Origin of the sequence: Nocardia ninae NBRC 108245 (assembly GCF_007990755.1) — a bacterium.
Lineage (GTDB): Bacteria > Actinomycetota > Actinomycetes > Mycobacteriales > Mycobacteriaceae > Nocardia > Nocardia ninae.
This window is the reverse complement of the sequence record NZ_BJXA01000019.1, coordinates 80,618-101,365: the sequence shown is the minus strand read 5'-3', so window position 1 is coordinate 101,365 and position 20,748 is coordinate 80,618. Positions and strand designations below refer to the sequence as shown.

16 protein-coding genes are annotated in these 20,748 nt (G+C 61.6%); 10 read left to right on the top strand and 6 right to left on the bottom strand.

All coding sequences use genetic code 11. From position 1 onward, the window contains the following. The first annotated feature begins 486 nt into the window (after positions 1-486). The 3 genes from NN4_RS16485 to NN4_RS16475 all read left to right on the top strand — a co-directional run bounded on the left by NN4_RS16485 (position 487) and on the right by NN4_RS16475 (position 8,338). Entirely contained in the window at positions 487-2,865 is a 2,379-nt protein-coding gene (locus NN4_RS16485; RefSeq protein WP_147131646.1) for a DISARM anti-phage system protein DrmE domain-containing protein, read from the top strand. 154 nt (positions 2,866-3,019) lie between these two features. Further along, entirely contained in the window at positions 3,020-6,514 is a 3,495-nt protein-coding gene (locus NN4_RS16480; RefSeq protein ID WP_147131643.1) for a helicase-related protein, read from the top strand. A 3-nt stretch (positions 6,515-6,517) separates the two neighbouring features. After that, a complete protein-coding gene (locus NN4_RS16475; RefSeq protein ID WP_147131640.1) occupies positions 6,518-8,338 on the top strand; it encodes a hypothetical protein in 1,821 nt (606 codons plus the stop codon). Positions 8,339-8,361: 23 nt separating this feature from the next. Here the strand turns inward: NN4_RS16475 and NN4_RS46140 are convergent, their stop codons facing one another. Next, a complete protein-coding gene (locus NN4_RS46140) occupies positions 8,362-8,967 on the bottom strand; it encodes a hypothetical protein (RefSeq protein WP_246180910.1) in 606 nt (201 codons plus the stop codon). Here NN4_RS46140 and NN4_RS46925 point away from each other — a divergent pair. Both NN4_RS46925 and NN4_RS16465 read left to right on the top strand, forming a co-directional pair. After that, the gene (locus NN4_RS46925; RefSeq protein ID WP_371865662.1) at positions 8,902-9,123 is read left to right on the top strand and encodes a phospholipase D-like domain-containing protein; all 222 of its coding nucleotides are present in this window, start codon (positions 8,902-8,904) and stop codon (positions 9,121-9,123) included. The genes NN4_RS46140 and NN4_RS46925 overlap by 66 nt on opposite strands. Positions 9,124-9,884: 761 nt before the next feature. Continuing rightward, on the top strand, positions 9,885-11,081 hold the full coding sequence (locus tag NN4_RS16465; RefSeq protein WP_147131637.1) for a hypothetical protein: 1,197 nt from the start codon (positions 9,885-9,887) through the stop codon (positions 11,079-11,081). Positions 11,082-11,294: 213 nt separating this feature from the next. On the opposite strand, the gene NN4_RS16460 is transcribed toward NN4_RS16465, so the two are convergent. Both NN4_RS16460 and NN4_RS16455 read right to left on the bottom strand, forming a co-directional pair. Then, positions 11,295-11,672, bottom strand: a complete 378-nt coding sequence (locus NN4_RS16460; protein WP_147131634.1) for a hypothetical protein — start codon at positions 11,670-11,672, stop codon at positions 11,295-11,297. A gap of 209 nt (positions 11,673-11,881) precedes the next feature. Next, the gene (locus NN4_RS16455; RefSeq protein WP_147131630.1) at positions 11,882-12,127 is read right to left on the bottom strand and encodes a GreA/GreB family elongation factor; all 246 of its coding nucleotides are present in this window, start codon (positions 12,125-12,127) and stop codon (positions 11,882-11,884) included. Between the two features lie 1,019 nt (positions 12,128-13,146). Between NN4_RS16455 and NN4_RS16450 the strand changes: the two genes are divergently transcribed. The 4 genes from NN4_RS16450 (at position 13,147) to NN4_RS16435 (ending at position 15,005) form a co-directional block, all read left to right on the top strand. Continuing rightward, the gene (locus NN4_RS16450) at positions 13,147-13,482 is read left to right on the top strand and encodes a hypothetical protein (RefSeq protein ID WP_147131627.1); all 336 of its coding nucleotides are present in this window, start codon (positions 13,147-13,149) and stop codon (positions 13,480-13,482) included. A 125-nt stretch (positions 13,483-13,607) separates the two neighbouring features. Next, the gene (locus tag NN4_RS16445) at positions 13,608-13,889 is read left to right on the top strand and encodes a hypothetical protein (RefSeq protein WP_147131624.1); all 282 of its coding nucleotides are present in this window, start codon (positions 13,608-13,610) and stop codon (positions 13,887-13,889) included. Between the two features lie 44 nt (positions 13,890-13,933). Next, a complete protein-coding gene (locus NN4_RS16440) occupies positions 13,934-14,380 on the top strand; it encodes a hypothetical protein (RefSeq protein WP_147131621.1) in 447 nt (148 codons plus the stop codon). 220 nt (positions 14,381-14,600) lie between these two features. Next, entirely contained in the window at positions 14,601-15,005 is a 405-nt protein-coding gene (locus NN4_RS16435; RefSeq protein WP_147131617.1) for a hypothetical protein, read from the top strand. An 864-nt stretch (positions 15,006-15,869) separates the two neighbouring features. Here NN4_RS16435 and NN4_RS16430 read toward each other — a convergent pair. Then, the gene (locus tag NN4_RS16430) at positions 15,870-17,990 is read right to left on the bottom strand and encodes a TerD family protein (protein ID WP_147131615.1); all 2,121 of its coding nucleotides are present in this window, start codon (positions 17,988-17,990) and stop codon (positions 15,870-15,872) included. A gap of 143 nt (positions 17,991-18,133) precedes the next feature. On the opposite strand from NN4_RS16430, the gene NN4_RS16425 reads away from it, so the two are divergent. Next, entirely contained in the window at positions 18,134-18,424 is a 291-nt protein-coding gene (locus tag NN4_RS16425) for an Lsr2 family DNA-binding protein (RefSeq protein ID WP_246180909.1), read from the top strand. Positions 18,425-18,722: 298 nt separating this feature from the next. On the opposite strand, the gene NN4_RS16420 is transcribed toward NN4_RS16425, so the two are convergent. After that, entirely contained in the window at positions 18,723-19,868 is a 1,146-nt protein-coding gene (locus NN4_RS16420) for a pentapeptide repeat-containing protein (protein WP_147131612.1), read from the bottom strand. A gap of 598 nt (positions 19,869-20,466) precedes the next feature. Next, a complete protein-coding gene (locus NN4_RS45010; protein WP_186818473.1) occupies positions 20,467-20,631 on the bottom strand; it encodes a hypothetical protein in 165 nt (54 codons plus the stop codon). Between the last annotated feature and the right edge of the window lie 117 nt (positions 20,632-20,748).

The window sequence follows — 20,748 nt, the reverse complement described above, 5'->3', positions numbered from 1 at the left end:
TCTTGAATTAGTCCAGACGTCAGACCCATCTCTTTAGTGGCAAATTCGGCAAAACCCCTGGTCGTTACCAGATTGTTACTCCTGGATGCAAGAGGTCTGCTTTGGAGTGGGCAGTTCAGTAGAGAGTGAAGGAGCGTAGGGCGGTGCTGGTGTAAAAGCATGGAGGAATTGAGGTCAGAGAAGCAGATTAGGTTGAGGAGTGGTCGGTGAGCGCCTGTTTGGAGGGACGGCTGAACAAGAGCTTGGGGTGAAGTGTTGCTCATCCGAGCCAAGACTGGTCCCCAGCACAGGGTACGGACGGAACTCGTACGGTGCGGGTGGCGTGAGGGCGATCAACAGGGAGTGTCATTCACGTAGAGGACATGCAGGTCGGAATTCTTGCAATGCCGCCGCTTAGCCTGTCGATAGCGCCTAGCCTTAGGTAGTCAGACGCACGTAAGCCTTGGGTAGTTGGACGCATGTCTTTTAGCAGGGGGTGTGGGGTGAATGGCCCAGTTGTCCATTGGCGAGCCGCTTACTAGCTTGTTGCTTCCTGGAACGGGCACCCCTGGGCTGGATGACCTGTCGTTCAGCACCTTCGTTGACGGCGGGGTGTCTGTGCCCGTCTCTCCGGTGGACCAGCTGTTGGTGGCGTTCTGTCGTCGTGCGGTTCGTGAGCTTCCGCAGGGTGTTGTGCCCGTTGTTCAGCTCCCACGGGCACGTCACCGCATCGCGCTGACGCTCTCTATCTGCTTACATCTGCTCCGCATGAAAGAACGGCTGCACAGCGGACCGGTCGTGCTCGCGGCGCTCGACGTCGACATGCCTGAGCAGCTCCGGAAGCTCAGCATGCGTAACTACGGCCGTATCAATTTGGGCCGGGGCAACCCGCTGTCCGCTCAACGCCTTACGCGTGTAGGGGATCTAGCGCCCCTGGTGGGCTCGACGCCTGCATCGACCAACAGCTCGCTCGTCTACTTCAATACCCGAGTTGGCAGCCCTCGATTGCGATGTGGCCCGCCGCTCGTTGTAGTTGATGCAACGTCGATTACAAACCCCAACAGCCGCGCCCGCGTGTTGGCCTGGGCCTCAGACCACTCGGCCGTCACGACGATAATCGTCGGCGACATCGGCGACGAATACCTCGCTCAAACGGTAAGGACAGCTGGCCATCGACCAATCGTCCTTCCCGTGACTGAGGAGGAAGTCACCGCACTTGTCTACGAGCTGAACCGCGAGCAGCCTGCACTGAGTCCGTTGTCGAGTATGTGGATGCTCTGGCGGCAGGAGACCGCACCACTCAGTATCCAGCAGGCGGGTGACGCGGAGCTCAACGCCGCGATCGCACGGGCATTCGCGTGTCTAGCATCGCGCCCCGACGGGCCAATGCCGATGGTGCTTGACTATCCGACCAAGTTGCTCCGCGCTGGCACCCGTCTCGCGGCCACGGTGTACGACTACCGCACAGCATGTGCTCTAGCAGACCAACCTGGGGAGGGACCCGCACCTCTGAGAGCTCGACTAAGGCGCCTGGAGTTCAGAGAGTCTGGACCGTGGCACGCTTGGGGAGTCGCCCGCTGGGGCGAGCTCAAGATCGCAGTTGAGACGCTCTGGCGGCAACTCGACGAGTGCAACCCGAAAGTAACTCGGCTCTGGGATGCCCTCGACCATGCCGACCGCACTGGTGCTGGCCAGATCCTTATTCGATGTCATAGCAAGGCTGCGGCGGCAGCCACCAGGGCATCATTGGAGGGTGAGGGACGCTCTATCCCCCAACGCGCACTGTGGGACAAGATCAGCGCCGGGGTGGAAGTTACTACCTTCGCGACGAGGTATCCCCCTGGTCATGCCGATCTGCAAATCCTTACCGGTAACCCGCCTCCGTGGCACTTCTCGCTCCTGCTGGGCGCTGAGGCATCCGCGAACTGGCTCCTCGCCTATGACGCCGAAAACGCAGCATTCCGACGACAGATGAGTCGCTGGCATACGGACACCGACGAATCCCGGCGTGGCACGTTCCGTGCAATGGGCGCCGCTATGCCGGCACCAGTGGTCGGCCCGGCGTTCGAGGCTGCCGACGACGTCGACGATCCACCGGAGCTGTGCTTGCCTGGGCTGTCGCTCGTTGAAGTGCTTGATCGGGCGACCGCCACCATGGACTCTCCATCGACTGGTACTGCACCGAGCGGTTGGCGCGGCTCTGGAACCAATTGCGACTGCGTTCCCGTCCGGCTCGACGACGGCCGCACCTGGTGGATTCCGAACGAGAAGGACGATGACGGAGATCTCGCGACGCCAGTGCTCGTCGTAACCGCTGGCGGCCAGAGCTATCGGCCCTTGCGCGAGCTTTCCTCAGGCGAAGTGATCATCGTTGCTGCAGGCGACGGCACGGAGTCCATACACGCCCGTCTTGTCGCAGTCACTCATACCAACGACGAGGTCGCTTCGCTCGATGTAATTCTCGATCAGTTCCGCCGTGCAGCGCGCAGCGTGCTGCACGATAAGCCCACACGACAGGCGGCGATTAGTGCGGTCCGCGATGCCGGAGCACAGGCCCCCGGACAACTCGTGCACTGGGCCAGTGGCCGGACGATCGCCCCGCAGTCGCCGAGCGATATTGCGGCGGTCTTTCGGGCTGCGCAGCAACCGATCCCCGATCTGCAGCTGCTGAACAGCGTCGCAGGGACACTGCGCACACTGCACCGCTCGTTGGGCCGCTTCGTTGCAGCGCTCGCTTCCGACCGTGCAGACGATGCAGTCGAGGAGCTCCGCCGCCTGATCGGTGATAGCGCCGAGGAGCTCCTCGACGAGTTTGTTCCAGCTACGGTCACCGAAATCGGCTCGCTCACAGCGACGCCAGCCAACCTTGCAGGTCGGCTGCAATGATCGATACATGTGCCCGCCGAGCAGGAAACCGGCGTCGACCGTACCCAGAGCTGCTGCACCTCAGAGAAATCAGAATCCCCGTCGACCTTTTGGGTGTGGCTGACAGTCGGCGCACTGATGCCCAACCGGGTCGCGCTCTTCCAAGGAGCCCGAAATGACGGCAACCACCCCCGGGACTGTTGGTCGCCCCATCCACGCTGTTAATGCCCAGCAGGACCCAGCCAACCGGACTGAAGAGGTCTTCGTCCGCGATGTTCTTGAGGGTGTGGTGGAGGCGTTGACTGACCGGACCGGTGGCAGCCACTCCTTTCCCTGGTCGCCCGAGCAGCACGTCCGCGTTGGCGTACTGGGCATCACCATCGTGCCTCCACAGCCGAGACAGCCTGCCGTCAGCGTCCCTCGGGAGGAAGGCAATGGTGGCGCCGCCGCGCCGACTGTTACTGCGCCGCCGATCGAGAACCGCGGTGTGATCGGCTTGGACTTTGTGGTGAAAGGCACGCCAGCGACCGTCGACCTGGCCATCGACATCGGCTACGCCATCTATCACCAGTTGCTCCCCGTGTTTGATGACATATCTGCGGAGGCCGCACGCCGTACATCAGGGGGCGCGAAAAACCCGCAGCGACGGCCCACTGTTCCGCTCAACCCGACCTGGCGGCGCGACGAGCGCCGCGTCACCTTAACCCTGTCGGTCCCAGTCACCGGTGACGAGCACACCGTTATCAGTAGTGAGCTGGCCGGTGGCTGTCCTCTTGCAGCAGACGCAGCGACAGCGGTGGCCGATCACTACGCCAATTCCTCCGCGCTCTGGAAGCTCACCAACAATCAGACGCTGCCGGCGGCTGATGCAACAGGCAGCGAGGATGCCTTCCATCGCGCAGTTGCTGCCCGCCGAGACCCCGAGTGGAGGCCACTGGCACCAATGCCGCGTCTCACCATCTCGACGTTACCGACCGTCGACGGGAACACCGCCGTGTCCGTCTCGATTGTCAACGCCCTCGTCCTGCAGGCTCGTGGCCTGCAGGATCTGTCGCTCTACGACACTCGGATGTCAGTGAGCGTCAACGCACCTCAGCTGCTTCCGCGACAGCTCGGCTTCATGAAGAACGACTGCCGTTACGCCGATGTCGCCACTGTCCCAGGCCGGGGCCGCGGCTGTGTTGCCCGTACAGGAGATACTCCGAACACTGTCGTCGCCGAGACGCTTCCGATTCATACTCAATACAACGCAGTCTCCGCTGAGCCCGCCTCCATCGACATCTCTTTCGGAGGCCTTTGCAAGAATTGGGCGGCGACGCTCCCTCGCCTAGCTGTGGAAATGCGGGCATTCCACAGGGCGTGGGACTTCAGCGCAGCCCGGACCTCAGACGACCGACTCCAGATTGAACAGCTCCGCAATCGGTTCGAAGCGGAGGTCAAACGCTTCGAGCTCGGCCTAGACTTGCTCGGTGCCGAGACCAATTTGGCACGCGCTTTCGAGCTCGCCAACGACACTTTTGCCGGTTCGCGCGGTCCGACCAAACGATGGCGGCTATTCCAACTTGTCTTCATCATCTCCGAGCTCGGAGCTCTCGCTGGCCGAGAACACCCGACCGACCCGCGCCTGCGGGATGAGCTTGACGCGGTCGATGTGCTCTGGTTCCCGACCGGTGGCGGCAAAACGGAGGCCTATCTAGGACTCATTGTCGTCGCCCTTTTCTACGACCGAATGCGTGGGAAGGAGCGGGGCGCAAGCGCATGGCTTCTGTTTCCGCTTCGGATGCTCTCAGTGCAGCAACTTTCGCGATTCAGCGAGATCCTCCATCACGCGGAAGCGGCCCGCGCCGCAGAGAATCTTCCTGGAGACCCGTTCACTCTCGGTTACTTCGTCGGCTCAGGCAACACCCCGAACCGCCTTGCCTTCCCCGACAGACACGGCTGGTGGCCCGGTCTCACGACGTTCGCCAAATGGTCGGAGTCCGACCGTGACACTAAGCGCCTTGTCGGTGCTTGCCCTGCCTGCGGCGACCAAAACAGTATCGGCCTCGACTGCGATCTGGATGACCAGCGCCTTCTGCACCGATGTCGGGCATGCGGGCAGATACTGCCGATTCATGCCAGCGATGATGAAGTCACTCGTTACCAGTCCTCTGTCATCGTCTCGACCGTAGACAAAGTTTGTGCCTTCGCTCGCAACGGCCAGCTCACCGCTATTAACCGCGGCCCCCGAACGAGATGCCCTCAACACGGTTGGTATACCCACGGAGGTTGCATTGCCAAGGATTGCTCGACGGCGGCGGCGACGCACACAGCGGCGATAGGATTCAAGGATCCAACGCCCTCGCTGTGGGTCCAGGATGAGCTGCACCTGGTCAGGGAAGAGCTCGGTGTGTTCGCCGCCCAGTATCACACCCTCCTCGCCGAGCTGGCCCGCGGCGCGGGCAACGAGCCGTCCAAAGTCATTGCGGCCACCGCCACCATAGAGCAGTTTGAAGACCAGCTCTCCCAGGTCTATGGCCGCCGCCCTCGCATGTTCCCGACAGGTGGGGGCACACTGGATCGCTCCTTTTACACCGCCGTTACCGACGACGTCCGCCGTATCTATCTTGGTGTGCTTCCGGCAGGCGGCGGCACCGTTAAAGTCGACCTCGCCGGCCAAATTACGGCGCACATCATCGAGCGCATCCACCGCCTCACCGACGACCCAGCGCGGCTAGTCAGCGCGATGGCAGCCGTCGGCATTACACTGACAACAGATGAGTCCCGGTCGAAACTGTTCGATTATGAGCTGGCCCTCGCCTACGTCAATTCCAAGGCGCATGGTGTTGCCATCCTCGACGATCTAAACCGGTTGTCGGAGCACTTTCTCAATTCTGGCGCCGATCGGGTGAAGTCTGAATATCTCACCGGTGAGAGGTCGCTGGGGGATCTCGCTGCGGTGATCGCTGCGATTCAGGACTCCAACCCGACCACCGCCCGAGCGGACCGAATCCGCGGAATCGTTGGCACTGCGGTCGTATCCCACGGCGTGGACCTGGACCGCCTTAATTTCGAGATCCTCGCCGGTATGCCGCCCTCCTACGCTCATTACATCCAAGCGACCGCCAGGGCTGGCCGCAGTCATGTTGGGCTTGTCGTCGATGTCTTCGACCGCGCCAACCGTCGCGAGACGTCGATGTATCAGAGCTTTCTCACAACGCATGCCGCGCTTGAGAGAATGGTCGAGCCCGTGCCGGTGAATCGCTTCGCGACCCGTGCTGTCGAGCGCACGCTACCCGGCATAGTCTGCGCCCTCCTGTGGGACGAGACTCGTGACGCTATTTGGGGTACATCCGAGAATATCGGCATAACCCGGCGGTTTCGAAACTGGTGGAACGCACGGGCCGCAAATTTCCTGCCCCGGCTCACCGAACGTATCGAACGGGCGTATCGATGCCCAGTTCCAGACCCCGCAATGAAAGCCGACGAGCAGCGGCTTGTCGACGATGCTGTCCGGCGTTGGGAGCAGATCGAACGGCCCCGGGTCCAGCAGTGGCAGTCCGACTGGCTCACCGAGCTGTTCACCAGCCCCGCCATGACTAGCCTTCGCGATGTGGACCCCCCAGCCGAGTTCAGGGGCGGCGAACGTGCCGAGCGGATCATCTCCCGGCTCCTGCACCTGGGAGAGTGAAAGATGCAGCGTTCTACCACACAGGTTCTCTACCGCTACCTCCCTAACGCCGTATTCGCCCATGACGACGGCTTTTACGCTCGCGTCCATCACATCGGCGGATCCCGCGTCAGCGACCTCAACCAGAAGGTTCTGCTCGACGAGGTCGCCGTGGAGGCCCACCGCTGGCTGCCTGAACAGATCGGAATTCCAGACCCGCGAACAAACCCTGACGAATACATAATCCTCAAGCCCGAAGAGATTGTGTGGGACGTTTTCCCTCTGACCTTCGAATGCACCAATTCCAGTTGCGCCCGTATCTCGCGGTGGTGGAGCCAGGACACCCTTGTCAATGACACGAACCGCACTGGACAGCTCAGCTGCTCGAAATGTTCCGCGAAGCTTCGGCAGCTCCGATACCTGACCGCACATAACTGTGGCGCGATGGAGCCCCTCCACACGCCGCGCTGTCCGACATGCAACAACACCTCGGAAATGTACCTGGAGGACCTTGGCTCTTTCCGTTCATCTTCCTGGCGGTGCCGTGTCTGCAACGCCGCCCTCAGCACCCGATTCACGCCCTGCGAATGCGGCCAGTACGCCCGAACCGGCGGACAGCCCTACCGGCAGGGGTTCACTGCTCGGGATCAACGCCTCTGGTTTCCGCAGACCCTGACCATCTTGAACATCTCCAACCAGACATACGATAACTTCCAGCGCCACGAAGACCGTGGTATCGCCGCTCTGCAGTCCTGGCTCGGAGACCAACCAAGTCTCGCGGTTTCTCTCGCTGAGCTGGACCGACCCACAACAAGCTCGACCATGTCGACAGAGAATTGGGCGGAGACGGAAGCGAAGCTGCGCGCGAGCGGACTCGGTGAGGATGTCATCGATAGAGTCCGCTCGATTCAGTGCCCGGCCGCTGCCGGATCGGCAGCGATCGTGAACGGCGTCTGCCCAGACGTAATCGAGATGGCCTCAACACTCCCTATGGTTGAGCGCGCCGGGCTGTTCGATCGCACCGTGATTGACGACCGCCGCAGTTTCGCCGACGTCCAAGCAGCTGAATCCGGGACTGCGGCCCTCGCTGCCGTGTCCGCTGCCTTCTCAACCCAGGTGGCTCTCGGCATTGCGGACGTCTCTGTCACACAGCGCTTTCCGATCGTGGTCGCCAGCTACGGTTACACACGAGTGCTTAGAGAGCCTGGGCAAGCGCATCTAAGGACGTACGCGACCCCCGGTCGATATGGCGGCAAAACCCCGATCTTCGCCGTCGATGCCAAGACCGAGGCGTTGCTGGTCACCTTCGATGCGGAGGTGATACTCGGTTTTCTCCAACACGAAGGCCTCTGGTCAGGGCCGACAGCCGCCACTGCCCGCGACGCCAAGGTCGCGGTCGCGGAGATCCTCGCCGCCGACCTCGGCCTCGGCGGAGGGGAAGCGGCCGGAGTCGTCCGTCGCCTAGTGCACTCGGCCTCGCATGCTCTTCTACGCGCTTTGGACGACGGCCAGAGCGGTTTCGGCGAATCCAGCCTCGCGGAGTGGATCGTGCCCAACGCGCTGACCTCTGCGATCTACGTCGCGTCATACGGCGAGTTCACCCTCGGGGCGTTCGACACGGTTCAACGGCGACGCATCGGACCTTGGCTAAACCGAGCTGCCGACGAGATTGACCACTGCGATAACGATCCGCTGTGCTCGCAGACCTCGACGCACCGACCCCATGCGGCCTGCGACCGCTGCCTGCATCTTTCCTTCGGCTGCAAAATTTGGAACGCAGACCTCGACCGTAAACTGCTACGTCGCTTCTGGCTTTGGACACGTCGGCAGGTCGTGGCACCGTGACAGGGCTTGTCGGGCTCGTACCGCTAGCGGAATTGCTCGCCGAAGCAGCTGGCAGCCGCGAGGGCGCAGTTCGTTTCGCGGCCGAGATCTTTCACCGAGGAGCGAGTGGCCTGCCCCGGGCCAACAACAACGTGGCATATGCCGTCCGGGCGCAACTTGCTGCTGTCGGGGTAGTTACCAACAGCGGCGCGCCGATACTGCACCGGGCAGCAGAGCTGACGATCGTCTGCGAGGTACTGGCTGCGAGCAAGTTGCCCATTCCTGCGCCCGCAGCCGAGCCGCGGCTGGTCTTCTCCGCGCCCGCAGGTACGGCGCCGATCGCGGATATCGAACGCCTCGATGGCCTGGTGCTCGACGTTATCCGCCGAGCGACCCATACGCTGCACATCGGGGGTGCCTTCTGGAATGACGAGGGCTTCGAGCGACTCGAAGAGGTGCTGCTTCCAGCGCTCACGGTTCGCACAACGAATGCGGTGATCTATGCAAACAACCCGCCTGAGAAACGCCACCGAGATTCGCTCATAGAACGTCTTGACCGGCTCGTCGCCGCCGGCCCAGTCGCATTGCGTTGGTTCAGAGGTCGTCGGCCCACGATGCTTCACGCGAAGTTCGTGATAGCCGATCGCCAATTTGGCTACCTCGGAACAGCGAACCTCACATCCTGGGGACTCCAAGGCCACATCGAAGCAGGGATTGAGTTGAGTTCAGCTCAGGCGGAGCGGTTCGTCATCTTCCTTGAGGAGCTTGAGGCTGCGGGTTTATTCACGGACGTGCCACACACGTAGCCGATCTTGCCGTGCCGGAGAGCCGTTGTCGTGCATAGTAACTGTCGATGACTGCTGCAGCTCGCGCCCGTCGTAGCGCGCTTCGCCACCTCGACGTGGTCAAGGTAAGTGCCGAAGCCCGTGCTGAAGCCCGGTCCCGGCAGACGGTCCTTCCACCGATCACTGCTTACCGATGGTGGGCTCGGCGCACAGAGGCCGTGACCGGAGCTCTGATCGATGCCGTCAACATCGATCACCCGGGCAAACTCGTTGTGGCGGACCCTTTCACGGGCGGAGGCGTGATCGCTCTCGCCGCCTTACTTCGTGGCCATCGGGTCTATGCCCAGGACATCAACGCCTGGGCTGCCCAGAACCTCGTGACGATGCTGTCGCTCCTGCCGGCAGACCGTCTGGAGCCTGCGGCTGATCGACTGCGGGGACATGTTTCGGCTCTTCTCAATGCTGCGTACGCCACGTCCTTCGAGGACGGAACTCCAGCGATACTCGCGCACACTCTTCGGGTAGCTGTAGTCGCATGCCCGCAATGCTCTGACCCTGTCCGGCTATTCCCCTCGGGAATCGTCAGCCAAACAGAACGTGTCGACAGCGGTGGGACCGCCGGATGGCTTGCCTGCCCGTGGGGGCACCTTCAACACGGCCCCGCAAATCGGCGCACGCGTTGCCGGACTTGCAACCGACTCATAGACCCGACAGCACGGTATACATCTGGGAGACGGTTTCGATGCCCGTGTGGCCACTCCGCTCGAATTTGGGAGGCCAGCGTGATCCGCTGGGAGCCCGTGCTTGTCGAAAGAACCGCCGTCGGGCGTCGCGAGATAGTTCCGCCATCGGAGGCAGAGCTCGTTTCCGCCGCAGACACGTCGTGGCCGACCCAACCGCGTCTGGCGGCAATCTCCAACGGCAGTGAGACCGGCGTGCTGCGGCGCTACGGCATGACACGCTGGGATCACGTCATGCCACGTCGCCAACAGGCGGTGCTCAATGCGCTTATCGGTGCAGTTGAAGTCGCTGCTGCTGGGGACGAGGATTTGGCTTCCGTACTCTCCGCAGCAGTGCTCGGCTCCGTCGAAATGGCCGGTTACCTGTCCCGGTGGGATCCGCGATACCTCAAACCATACGAGGCGGTGGCCAACCACCGCTACAACGTCACGACACTGTCCGCAGAGCCCAACGTATGGGGCGCCCCGCAGTCGGGACGAGGCACAGTCGGACGGCGGCTCGACCACTTAGCTAAAGCAGGAAATTGGTATGTCGAACGCCTTGGCCGCAGTCCCAAAATCATTGGGCCTCTCGCGGTCGGACAGCGACGTTCGGCTGGGTCCCGCACGGAAGACGTCCGGGTCGTCGTGGGTTCCAGCACGAGGTTACTTGCCCCCAACAGCTCGATCGACCTTGTGTGCACCGACCCGCCTTACCACGATGATGTGAAGTACGGCGAGCTCTCCGAGATCTTCCGCGCATGGGCGAGGCTTGATCTATCACGTATTGACGGTGAGGCGGTCGTTTCCAAAGGCGTTGTCAGCACGGCCGACTACGAGGCGACCCTTGAACAGGCGTTTCGTGAGATGCGACGTGCGCTGAAGCCCGATGGCCACCTGGTCTTGTCCTACGCGAATCGGGAGCCAGCGGCGTGGGCAGCGTTGTTTGGTGCCCTTCAGACAGCCGGGTTCGTTACCGCTGGATACCAGGTCGTCCATGCCGAGAACGACGCCGATCACGCGAAAGCGAACCGGCGTGCTTGCAATCTCGACTTAATTCTCGACCTCGTGGTTGCGGACGGCCGCCCGCTCGACCAGTTTGAACCACCTGCGGTGCAGAGGAACTCGGACGAGGAGGATTTCTGCCGCATGCTTGGGACGACCGCGCTGGGAGTCGGAAGCCTAAGCGGAGGTTGGCGTGCTGAACTTGAACGCGCCGTGACAACGCATCCGTTCGTGGGTAAACAAGTACGCAGATGACTGACCCCACATCCTTTGGTGGGAACAGCGGCCTCAGCAGGCTACGACCATGTGGGCGCCCACCGGCGAGTTCAATGGCGGGCCCGTGTGTCGCAACCGGCCCCTCTCTCACGTGAGTGAGAGAGGGGCCGGTATCGGCGACCACGCTGCAGCAGGATGGCTACGCCGATGGATCTATCTGCAGGAGTACGGCTTCGGAGCGAGGGCGGTCGCTCAGTCATCCGTACCGGAGCGCTCCGCGTTGGCACAGTTGATCAAGAACGCCAACGACACCGAACTCTGCAACGGCGATGGAGTCCACCCGGTCGACTGCACGATGAACCAGCTCTTCGCATATGTCAGCGGGACTCGCGCCCAGTTCACCGGCGCACCGGTCGTTGTGGAAACCGGAAGTGTGTAGTCCCGGATGAATTCGGACGGCGGGTCCAAATCCGGGGTGGGCCCGAACTCGGGAGCCTTCTCGAAGATTCCGCTGCCCGTCACATCCCAACGGATCGGCACGGCATCGCCGTATGCCTTCTCAGCGCGCACCGCCCAAGCCTTGAAAAGCTCGAAAACGTTAGAGTCGTCGGGACTGTAGTCGTCCGACATGGCCGCTAGCTCCGCCTCCCACTGCAATACCAGCGGGATATCCTCGTGAGCGTAGCCGTTCGACTTAACCCGTGTATTCCAGCAATTTTCCTGTTCAGTGTATGTAGTCAAGGTCAGCCCTCTCGTCGTATTGCGTTGTGGTTAACTAGGTTTGGGCAGCGCCGTCACACTACGGGGCACGCTGACACCAGCTGCTGGACCGGGTCCGGCTACCCGGCAGACGTGTAGGGCCCGAAGCCCATCACTTGCACTCGGATGGGCTTACCGTTGTGAAGGGACTCGACTATTGCGTGTTGGTTGACCTCCAGCAGAGCTTGGCTCAGCGGAGCGGACTCCTCGTATTGACCGTGAGCATGGTCGGCCCGGCCGTTCGCGACGATGTGGTAAGTGAACGTCGTGCCGTTGCTGAGATCCTTGAGAATGAACCTTCGATGGTATTCATCGGATGCGGCCATTGCGGAGCCTCCTTGTCGTGTCGGAATGCATGCTTAACCAGGACAGGCGCCGTCGATAATTGCGCTCGTCCTATGTATCTACATCGGTTTCGGATGCCGCATTGGTACCGGAGTCGGCGTTATTGCGTTCCCGCCTGCAGGGTGCATGAGCCGCATGGGCCGGGCAGCTTGACGGTGTGAGCGTCTACCACCCTCCCATACGTGCGCCCTCTGGTGGCCGGCCAGCGGTCGCCACCATGGTTGCTGGCCCAGACACCTAGTCGGGCATACCGGCAGATCTCGAAGCCACCCTGACCATCCAGGCACGGCAAAGGTACGCGCAGCACTCGCCTTCTGGACCGAAGCCGCCAGCAACTAATTCATCGGTCCCGCCCCCGCGGCACAAAGCACACAGCGGAGGAGCAGCCACCGTGGTAAGAGTTCGGAGCGCGCCGTGCTGCCGTGCGCTCGGTCCGGGTTCAGCTCGCAATCGAAGCTGCGAGCACCTGCATTTGGTCGCTCCGCACCGCGTGGTCATCGGAAGCGTGCATCCGGGTCTGCATACTCCCACCGCGTGGGGTAGGTGCCCGTGCGCGACCAGCACGACGCGCGGCACTACCGCACTGGTGATCTGGACCGCGACCAGCCTCGGCCTCTCGGTTCTGACCGATGGCCTCGGCTTGTACGCCACCAACGAGGCGATCTGGACTGCCCAGATCCCCCCGACCACCTGACCCAGGTTCAAGTGTCCCCTCGCAGTCCTCATCAGAACCCAATGATGCTGGTTAACCCGTGCTTTCGGTCAATGCGACGCTTGCCGAATCTTATTGATTCCGGACAACGCTCGCCAAAATGTGAGATTTTCGTGAGATCGATCGGGTACCACTGGCTCCTCGACTGGGACGGTCGGCAAGTGGGCCAGAGCCGTCGGGCAACGTCGTCGCGGTAGAGACGTCCTCGGGTCCGTGGCGGACAGATGGAGAACGTCCGTCTGACTTCATCGGTGTGTCGATTTGCGACACGCCGATGTGTTGATCTCGGTGGCAACTTTTCAGTTATCAGTATTGGATGCCTCTGCGGAGCTGTTTGTCCTGTCTGCCGACTGGGTGATCTTGTTGAGCGGACCTGCGCTTTCGCAAGCTCGTTTCCTCGGCGGGGATCCATTTAAGCTGGAGACCATCCCGACCAGCAATTTCTCGATGGACAGCTTGTGGTTGAAGAGGTTTCAGTTGGGCCCGTTGCAGAAGACGGAAATTGCCGCAGGCGACCGGGCGTCGGCGGCACTGCACGGGGTCGTACCGACTTGCCAGCGAACACACCGTTACGAGGAGCTGTTCACCATGCTCGGCTGTCCTGTGTTCAGCCGACACCGCTAAGCACCAGGAGCGGACAGAATGAGGCATCGGCTTCCGTGCCCGGAACTGGACCATAAAGTGGATCGGCATCTCGATCGTCCGGCGGGAGTCCATGACTTGTCGCGGCACAAAAGATCGGGCAGCAGGTGAAGGTCAACCCGCCACATAGTTGGCTGGCGCCGCCAGAAGGCTGGACGTCGTCGGCCGACTGCGCGCCAAACCCGGAGTGGCCACCCCCGCCTCCCGGCTGGTTGCTGTGGGCGATGCTCGCCTACCGGCCGCGTCGGGTTCCAGCGATCTGGGAAGTGGTGATCTTCCACAAATTGGCGGTAGCGGTGTTCGCCTTGACCATTCTGGACACTTCCGAGGGCATGCAGTCCGCGATCACCGATTCGAGTCTGCGGCGCGAAACAGGGCTAGCCGCATGATCGAATTCATGCGTCCGAATCACCTACTGATAAGGCTATAGACGATGGCAATTTTTGATCGAGCTCGGCAAGATAAACTGCAACAAGAGCTCGCCACAAGACCGATTACGTCTGGCCATTGGCTCCGTCACATGGGAACTATTCCGCGATATGGTGATATTGCAAACCGGATCATCGATGCATCTAACAGGCCGAGGGCGCTGGTGGATGAAGAGCTGGTGGCCGCCAAAATAGAATTGCTGGCTGCGTTGTGGCTACGCAACGCAGCCGGTGTCATGAAAGGACGCCATCCTCGGATTAAGTGGGTGAATATTGAAATTGTGATGGCAAGATCGGACTATTCCACTGACCTTCTCTCCAAGTTTCTAAGTACAGGCGAGGCAACTGGGTGTGCAATGAACAACTTGCTGATCAAGTATCTGACGAATGAAATCACCGGAAAACTCCTTTCGGAGGTGCAAACTGGCGACATGGACAAGACTACAATCTAGTAACGTGAGTCGGCGAAACGACAACGACTGTGTTGGTGGCAGATTCGTCGGCGAGCCGCGAACGCTCGTCCTGCGCCAGCTACTGGGGAAACCCGAGAACCTCGGCGAGTATCTACCTTCCGTCGTAGTCGGTTCATCGGTTTGACCTGCCGACGTCCAGCGCCCGCCGGGCTGTTCAAACCATGGCGCGCGGAGGAGAACTGGTTGAAAGGATGCAGCAATGGGGATCGCAGATGATGCGAGAAGGCGGATTTCGGTCGCCGCGCATGCTCAGCAGGCCGAGTCCGAACGGCGGGCCGCGTCGGAGGCTGAGTTCAAACGCTTGGTAGCCAAATTCCTCCCAGAAACGTTCACGGCATTGCTTCAGAACAGATGCCAGCCTGACCAGCAAGGTAAGAAGACGCGATCCCGGAAGATGGGGTATTGGACCGCTCGTATCAGCCACTACTCGGGCGACAAAGACACCTCGTCCGTGGACATTCGAATCTGGGTTGACGGTTCGTGGGATCTTCATCTTCGGGACGGCTTTCACGATCGCTATTGGATCTATGACACGACGCCTGACGAAAGGCTGATCCGCCGATCGTTCGTGTCGTTCTTGGAGGGCGAACTCCAACGGAGGTAGCGGGCCCGCTAGGTCATCCAGTTGCTTTTCATATCGAGGGCACGTCGGTTTCCGGTTCCGACCTCGCCTTCGGCGGCGCCGTTGCACCGGCATAGGCACTAACGACGGGCCGAGCCTTGATGCCGACCCGACCGGCGCCGCCCCGCATCCCCAACCTGAGAGGGGACTTGACCGCCAGATCGGTGCACCAACCGAGATGCCTCGCTCGGTAGACCGCTCCCATGCCGCCTTCACCCAAGACGGCACGGATAACTTAGGTGTCGACGATGCGGTCACCGATCTGCCACGATCGGGCCGGACTCGGCAGTCGTCGTTCACCTGCTGTCACTGGAACTCCCCGTGAATCCGCCGACGGCCGCGGTCAACCGCCGCGCCTCATCGGCGATTCCAACGCTCACGCCATCGACGCCTGCGATGCCACGCATCCCGCTTGCCCTCAGCTGCGCTGCGAGAGCTTCCATATAGGTCGCGGCTGCGAGCATGTGGTCGTTGACGTTGATCCCGCGGTCTTCGTCCAGTGCGCTCGAGGTTGTTGCGTGTCGGTCATGATCCGGCTCACCTGGATGGCGATCTCGTTGCGTGTGTCCATGGGTATGTCCACCGCACGGCCGATCTAATTCAGAACTTTCTGGCAGGAGCGAGTCAGGTTTCTCAGCAGACGGTGGTCACGCCCGGGGCGCGCTGCTCTGGCCCCCGACGAGTGAAAGTATTCTCCGGCTCCACTATCGCAGCCGCCGCTGGCCGTTGGTCCGCCGCGCCCGAGGCAGGCTCGCGGAACTGACAAGCTCGGCAAACGCCAGCCCAGTGCGGTCGGATCTCCTTCGCGCAGTTTGCTGTCGGCGCTGTACATATAGGGGCCATTCCCTAGCTTAGGGGGGCCCAGGCGGTAGCCATTTGAATGTGTCGCGCGGTGGTCGCTATCTCGGACCATTCGGGGCGGCGACTGATCGGCAACTGCTCCTCAGCCTGCTCTGTAGTTGTTGTGTACCAGTCGCCGTCCTCCCGCGCGTCTGTACGGATGTTGATGGCTGCGATGTATGCGTTGCCGATCGTGAACCGTATCACCGCCAGATATTCGCGGACGCGTGCGTCGCCGTGCGGGTCGACCGGGTCCCATGCTGTTGCGATGTCGAACTTGCGGACTCGTGACGCCAGATGGGTCCAGGACATTACTTCGTTTATCGACCTCCCGTCTCCGGTTGCCGTGGTCTCCCATCGGCTGCCGCGGCGGACCGCGACGAAGTTGTAGCGGCCGCCGATCTTGTCGAAGCGCACCAGCGATCCATCCGGCGGTTCCATGGGGGCGGGTGGTGGCGGTAGGGGGCGGATCAGTGGGAGCGGTTCGAGTTTCAGTCGCAGCGGGGTGAGGTCGTAGCTGAGTGGGTCCGGCGATGCGGGTCCCAGCTTCGGGATGGTGATCGGTGATCCGTGCAACACCTCCGGGGCTGCTTCGTTGGCCTTGACCGCGTCAATGCGGACTTTGGCGGAAACTGCTGACCCGGTGATGTCGGCCCAGCATGCGGTGGCAAGCCCACGTCCGCGCAAATGCTGGATCATCGGAAGGAAGCGTTGGCTCATCTGCGGGGTCAGTTGTCCAACCCGCTGATCGTCGATGCGTACCTCCACATGCGGTTTGGCGCGGGCCGCACCCGGCGTGTTTTCGTGCAAGGTGACGAACAGCAGTCCATATCCCTTGTGGGAGACGAACTTCCGGAGCACGTCGAAGTGCTCATGGTCTTTCGTCACTTGAATGATCGACGATCGCGGCAGCATCGTGTACGGAACCGTGGGTGGATCGTTTACTGGGATTGCATCATCGGGCTCTCCGAGAGCGATCTGCACGTATGCGTTGAATTCGATTTCGTCGAATCCATCGTATTCGCTGGCCGAGATACGGCTGGAGGTCGTCGGCACGAAACCCGATGCGACGATACGCCTGAGAGCTCCCGCCCAGCGCTTGGTATCCTCGGACCCGATATAGCCGATGGTCCGGTCAGCCGTTCGAACCGATATCGCCCACTGTCCCAATGACCCATCTGGTTCGGGAACAAGCTCGACGACCGGCCTCAGCACCCTGTCCTTCTCGGGGAAATCCTGCGGGTACAAGCTGCGGATTGCTGGCAGATTCTGTTGGTCGACGGTGAGTTCGTAGTCGCAGTAATGCCTCGCCTGAGTCCACAACCGGTACGGCGAACCGGCAGCGTGCTGAGCGCTGTGCATGAGGGGCATTTCCGGTTGGGATGGTCCCGGCGTTGTCGAATTGATGTCGGTCTGAGCCGCCGCCTTGGCGGCAGCTCGATTGGCCGCTGCTGCGCCTGGTCGGACGTTCATCCGTGGGTTCGCGAGCCTCTCGATGGTCGAGAGGCTGGCAGTGGCAGCGCGCGCGCCCGTCGCCATCGCCTTCCCAGAAGTTGCGTTGTCGACGGGTGCCTCCTTGGGCCCGAGCTCAGCTTCTCGGTCTATGTCTACACCGAAATCTGTTGCCAGGCTGGCGAGCCCGGATGTCCAGCCCTGTCCCACCGCCCTGATTTTCCATTCATCGCCGCGACGATATATCTCGCCGAATTGAAGCGCTGACTCTGTGGTGGCATCGGCTATGACGTACTCCGCCAGCACGTGCTCGTTCTCGTCAGCGAAGGTGAGGGTGAGGTCGCCGAGTTCTCCGAAGCAGTGACGATCGAGGCTGCCAACCACAGCGACAGTGCGGGTAGTGCTTGGCAGCTTCGACAGGTCGATCTCGATTCGAGCCTGCACACCGTCATCAGTGACCCTGAGGCCCAGGACTCGGACGGAGCCACCCGGTGCCGCGGGCTGGTTGTAGTAGACGAAATCGCTGTCCGAGCTCACCTTTCCGTTGTTCCCGAGCAGCAACGCGGCGGCGTCGACGTCGATCTGCGGGTCCGTCCACCCGATAGCGGCATATATGCGGCGAACATGAGGGGGCAGCGTCAGATTCTGTCCCTTGGAGAGTCTCGGAGCGGACATTGCGTCCAACCTTCTTTGATTCGGTATGCACCGTCAGTGCCGGTTGAGATCACTGATATCTGTCATATCGGTGCGCGAGGAGAAGGTATTGCACTAGCAACTGCCAAACCGGCGAGTTGTGCGGCGATTCCGGTGATGCTGGGGTGCGGCATCAGTCGGTTTGGGCGGGATTTGGATCTCGATTTCAGTGTCTCTGTACGCGACAAGGTGCGGAAGTAGGCCGGGCTGGGGTCCCGAGCGGTAGCGCTCAACCACGGGCTACATCAGGCGTAGGCCAGGTCGCTGCCATCCGCGCATGGGCGAACGAGAACGGCCACAGTGTGTCGAGCCGTGGCCGGATCTCTGCCGACGTTGTGTCGCGTACCGAGCAGCGCATTCGGATCCGCAAGGGGTGTCGACATCTCGGAGCAAGCAGCTGCTCCAGCGTTCGTTGAACCCACTACGAAGCGCGCGAAGGAGGCAAAGAAGGACGCCAAGACGCGCTCCTAGAGGGCCTGCTCGCTGTCCGGACAAAGCAGACTCATCTAGCTCGGTCACCGTTGTTCTGTGCGGGCCTTCCAGGTGAAGACATCTGCTGCGCAGCAACTTCTGGTGTCGACACGATGTACCGATGCCTATGGGGCATGTTCGCACGCTTGAACGCTCAGCATTGCCTCGTTATGCCAACGCGAACGGGCCCGCATCGGAAGGCATCGCGCGAGCCGCGCCGGTCCGCCGTCAGCGACAGGGAGCTCAGGGGTGGTCATCAGCAACAGCAGGTGGCCAGTCCTGAGGCTCGACGTTCGTGGGCTTCTCCTCCAGACTTTGGTGCCAGCTGAACAGAGGTTCCGGTGGGCCCCACTGTCTGGGATCTGCGAACGATGCGAGCCGTGTGCCGAAGTCAACGCCCCGAAATTCGCCGCCTCGTCGGAACGTAACGTCTGTGAAGCGGGTTTTGCCCCAGAACCTCGCATCCTTGAACCAGGCGGTCCCGACGAATTCGACATGTGCGAACCAGGCGTCCTTGCGGAATACCGACCGCTCGAACCGGGCGTCGGCCAAGAACTTCGCGCGCGTGAACCAGGCATCGCCGGCGAAGTGCGTGTCTGTGAACCAAGCGTCGGAAGCAAAAGTCGCCCTGCCGAACCGAGCAAGACCTGCAAAGGTTGCGCGGCTGAAATCTGTTTCTTCGAGGTAGGCGGTGCGGAAGTCGAAGTAGCTGTTTGACCAGCTACAATCGGTCTCGGGCCGGAGGCGGTCAACGATGACCCGGACGATGGTGTCGCGGACTTCCTTGTCGTTCTGGCGGTACTCGATGTGCTCCTCTACCTCACCGCGGTCGCGACCGAGTTCGACTCGGGGAACCGTGGTTACCAGCTTGGTGCGGCCGCTGCTGCCGTGACCTGCGTCGTAAGGGAGACGTAGGTAGCCGCACAGGACGTCGATACATTGTTGGCGTCGGAGTCCATCGGATTCGTCGGCAACGCCAGCCATTGCGTACACCCCCGCTATTCGGATCGCAACGTCGCGATCACCGAGTTGTGAGGCCGCGGCACCGAACCGTTCGACAAATCGGCCTTGTTCGAGGTCCCGCTGGCGTCGATAGGCAACGACCAACGCTACGACGCCGCCGACTCCTGCAACGATTGTCAGCGCGACCTTGGTGATGTCGATCGGTGCGGCCGCAGCGTATGGGTTGGTGTCGATGATTCGACGCAGGACCCACTGTGCGCCTGCAGCAACGAGCACACCAACGACGACCGCCAGGGAGACGGTGGGGAATAGGAGCAGACGCCTGAGGAGGTGGATGGCGGTGTTCGTGCTCCTCGCCACTTTGGCACCCATGTATCTCGATGAAGTGGCGAGCAGGGCGCCGACGGTGCGTATCCACCCGAACATTCCTTGATTGTGACCGAGTTGATGGCGTAGCGAGTTGAATATGGCACCGGTGCCGCGAGGTGCGGCCTGTCACCAAAGCCCTTCCGTGTCAAGGCCGTCCGTCAACGGCCCAAAGAATCACCCCGGTGCCGAGTGTTGGCCGTAATGGAATCCACAGACCCCTGCAGGTCGGCGCGACGGTGGTCGTAGGGAACGCTCCGTCGCCGCCACGAGGTCGTGGCGGGGCAGAGCGGCGTTCTGTGTCCTGGCAAATGTGTTGAGTGCAAACAGGATTCGATTTGCGGTCGGAGGTCCATCTCCTCGGCGGGGATCCTCCGGATGGAGACCATCCGACCAGCAGGTTCGTCGTGGCCAGCTAGTCATTGAAGCAGTTTTCCCCGGCCTGGCCGATCTGAAGGGGCCAGGATGTTCGCCGAGGTCGGCGACGATCGCCACCGCTTCACCACCGCTCGCGGGTTGAGGCATTCGCCGGATCCGCACCGGTCACTCGAGCCTCCGGCAAGGTCGTCATCTCCGCAGGTCGATTTGTGTGTTTAGCGCGTGTGTCCCCCTCCGGACACATACAATACGTCCACGGGTTGTGTTGGCTGAACTTCAGCTAGCACAACCCGTTTTCATGGTTGTAGGTCATCTTGAGTCCGAGTTGGCGATAGATCTCGAGCTTGGCTGTGCCGTCGGCGCGCTGCAAGATCTTCACAAGGCCGTCCAGGGACTCGACGAGGTGGCGAATCTCGTTGCGGCTCAACGTAGGGCGTACTTCCATTGCGGTCTGTGCGGAGGCGAGTTGTGCGACAGCGACTTCCCGTTCGGATTGGACCTGTCTGGTCCAGGTTGCGATAAGTTGTGGGTCGGTGCCAGCTCGATGTGGTTGGCGATGGCG

Bases quoted from the DNA above. Each gene is read 5' to 3' on its own strand.
- NN4_RS16420 (WP_147131612.1), bottom strand. From the start codon at position 19,868: ATGTTCGGGTGGATACGCACCGTCGGCGCCCTGCTCGCCACTTCATCG.
- NN4_RS45010 (WP_186818473.1), bottom strand. From the start codon at position 20,631: ATGGAAGTACGCCCTACGTTGAGCCGCAACGAGATTCGCCACCTCGTC.
- NN4_RS16455 (WP_147131630.1), bottom strand. From the start codon at position 12,127: ATGGCCGCATCCGATGAATACCATCGAAGGTTCATTCTCAAGGATCTC.
- NN4_RS16430 (WP_147131615.1), bottom strand. From the start codon at position 17,990: ATGTCCGCTCCGAGACTCTCCAAGGGACAGAATCTGACGCTGCCCCCT.
- NN4_RS16460 (WP_147131634.1), bottom strand. From the start codon at position 11,672: ATGTCGGACGACTACAGTCCCGACGACTCTAACGTTTTCGAGCTTTTC.
- NN4_RS16440 (WP_147131621.1), top strand. From the start codon at position 13,934: ATGGCAATTTTTGATCGAGCTCGGCAAGATAAACTGCAACAAGAGCTC.
- NN4_RS16475 (WP_147131640.1), top strand. From the start codon at position 6,518: ATGCAGCGTTCTACCACACAGGTTCTCTACCGCTACCTCCCTAACGCC.
- NN4_RS16435 (WP_147131617.1), top strand. From the start codon at position 14,601: ATGGGGATCGCAGATGATGCGAGAAGGCGGATTTCGGTCGCCGCGCAT.
- NN4_RS16480 (WP_147131643.1), top strand. From the start codon at position 3,020: ATGACGGCAACCACCCCCGGGACTGTTGGTCGCCCCATCCACGCTGTT.
- NN4_RS16485 (WP_147131646.1), top strand. From the start codon at position 487: ATGGCCCAGTTGTCCATTGGCGAGCCGCTTACTAGCTTGTTGCTTCCT.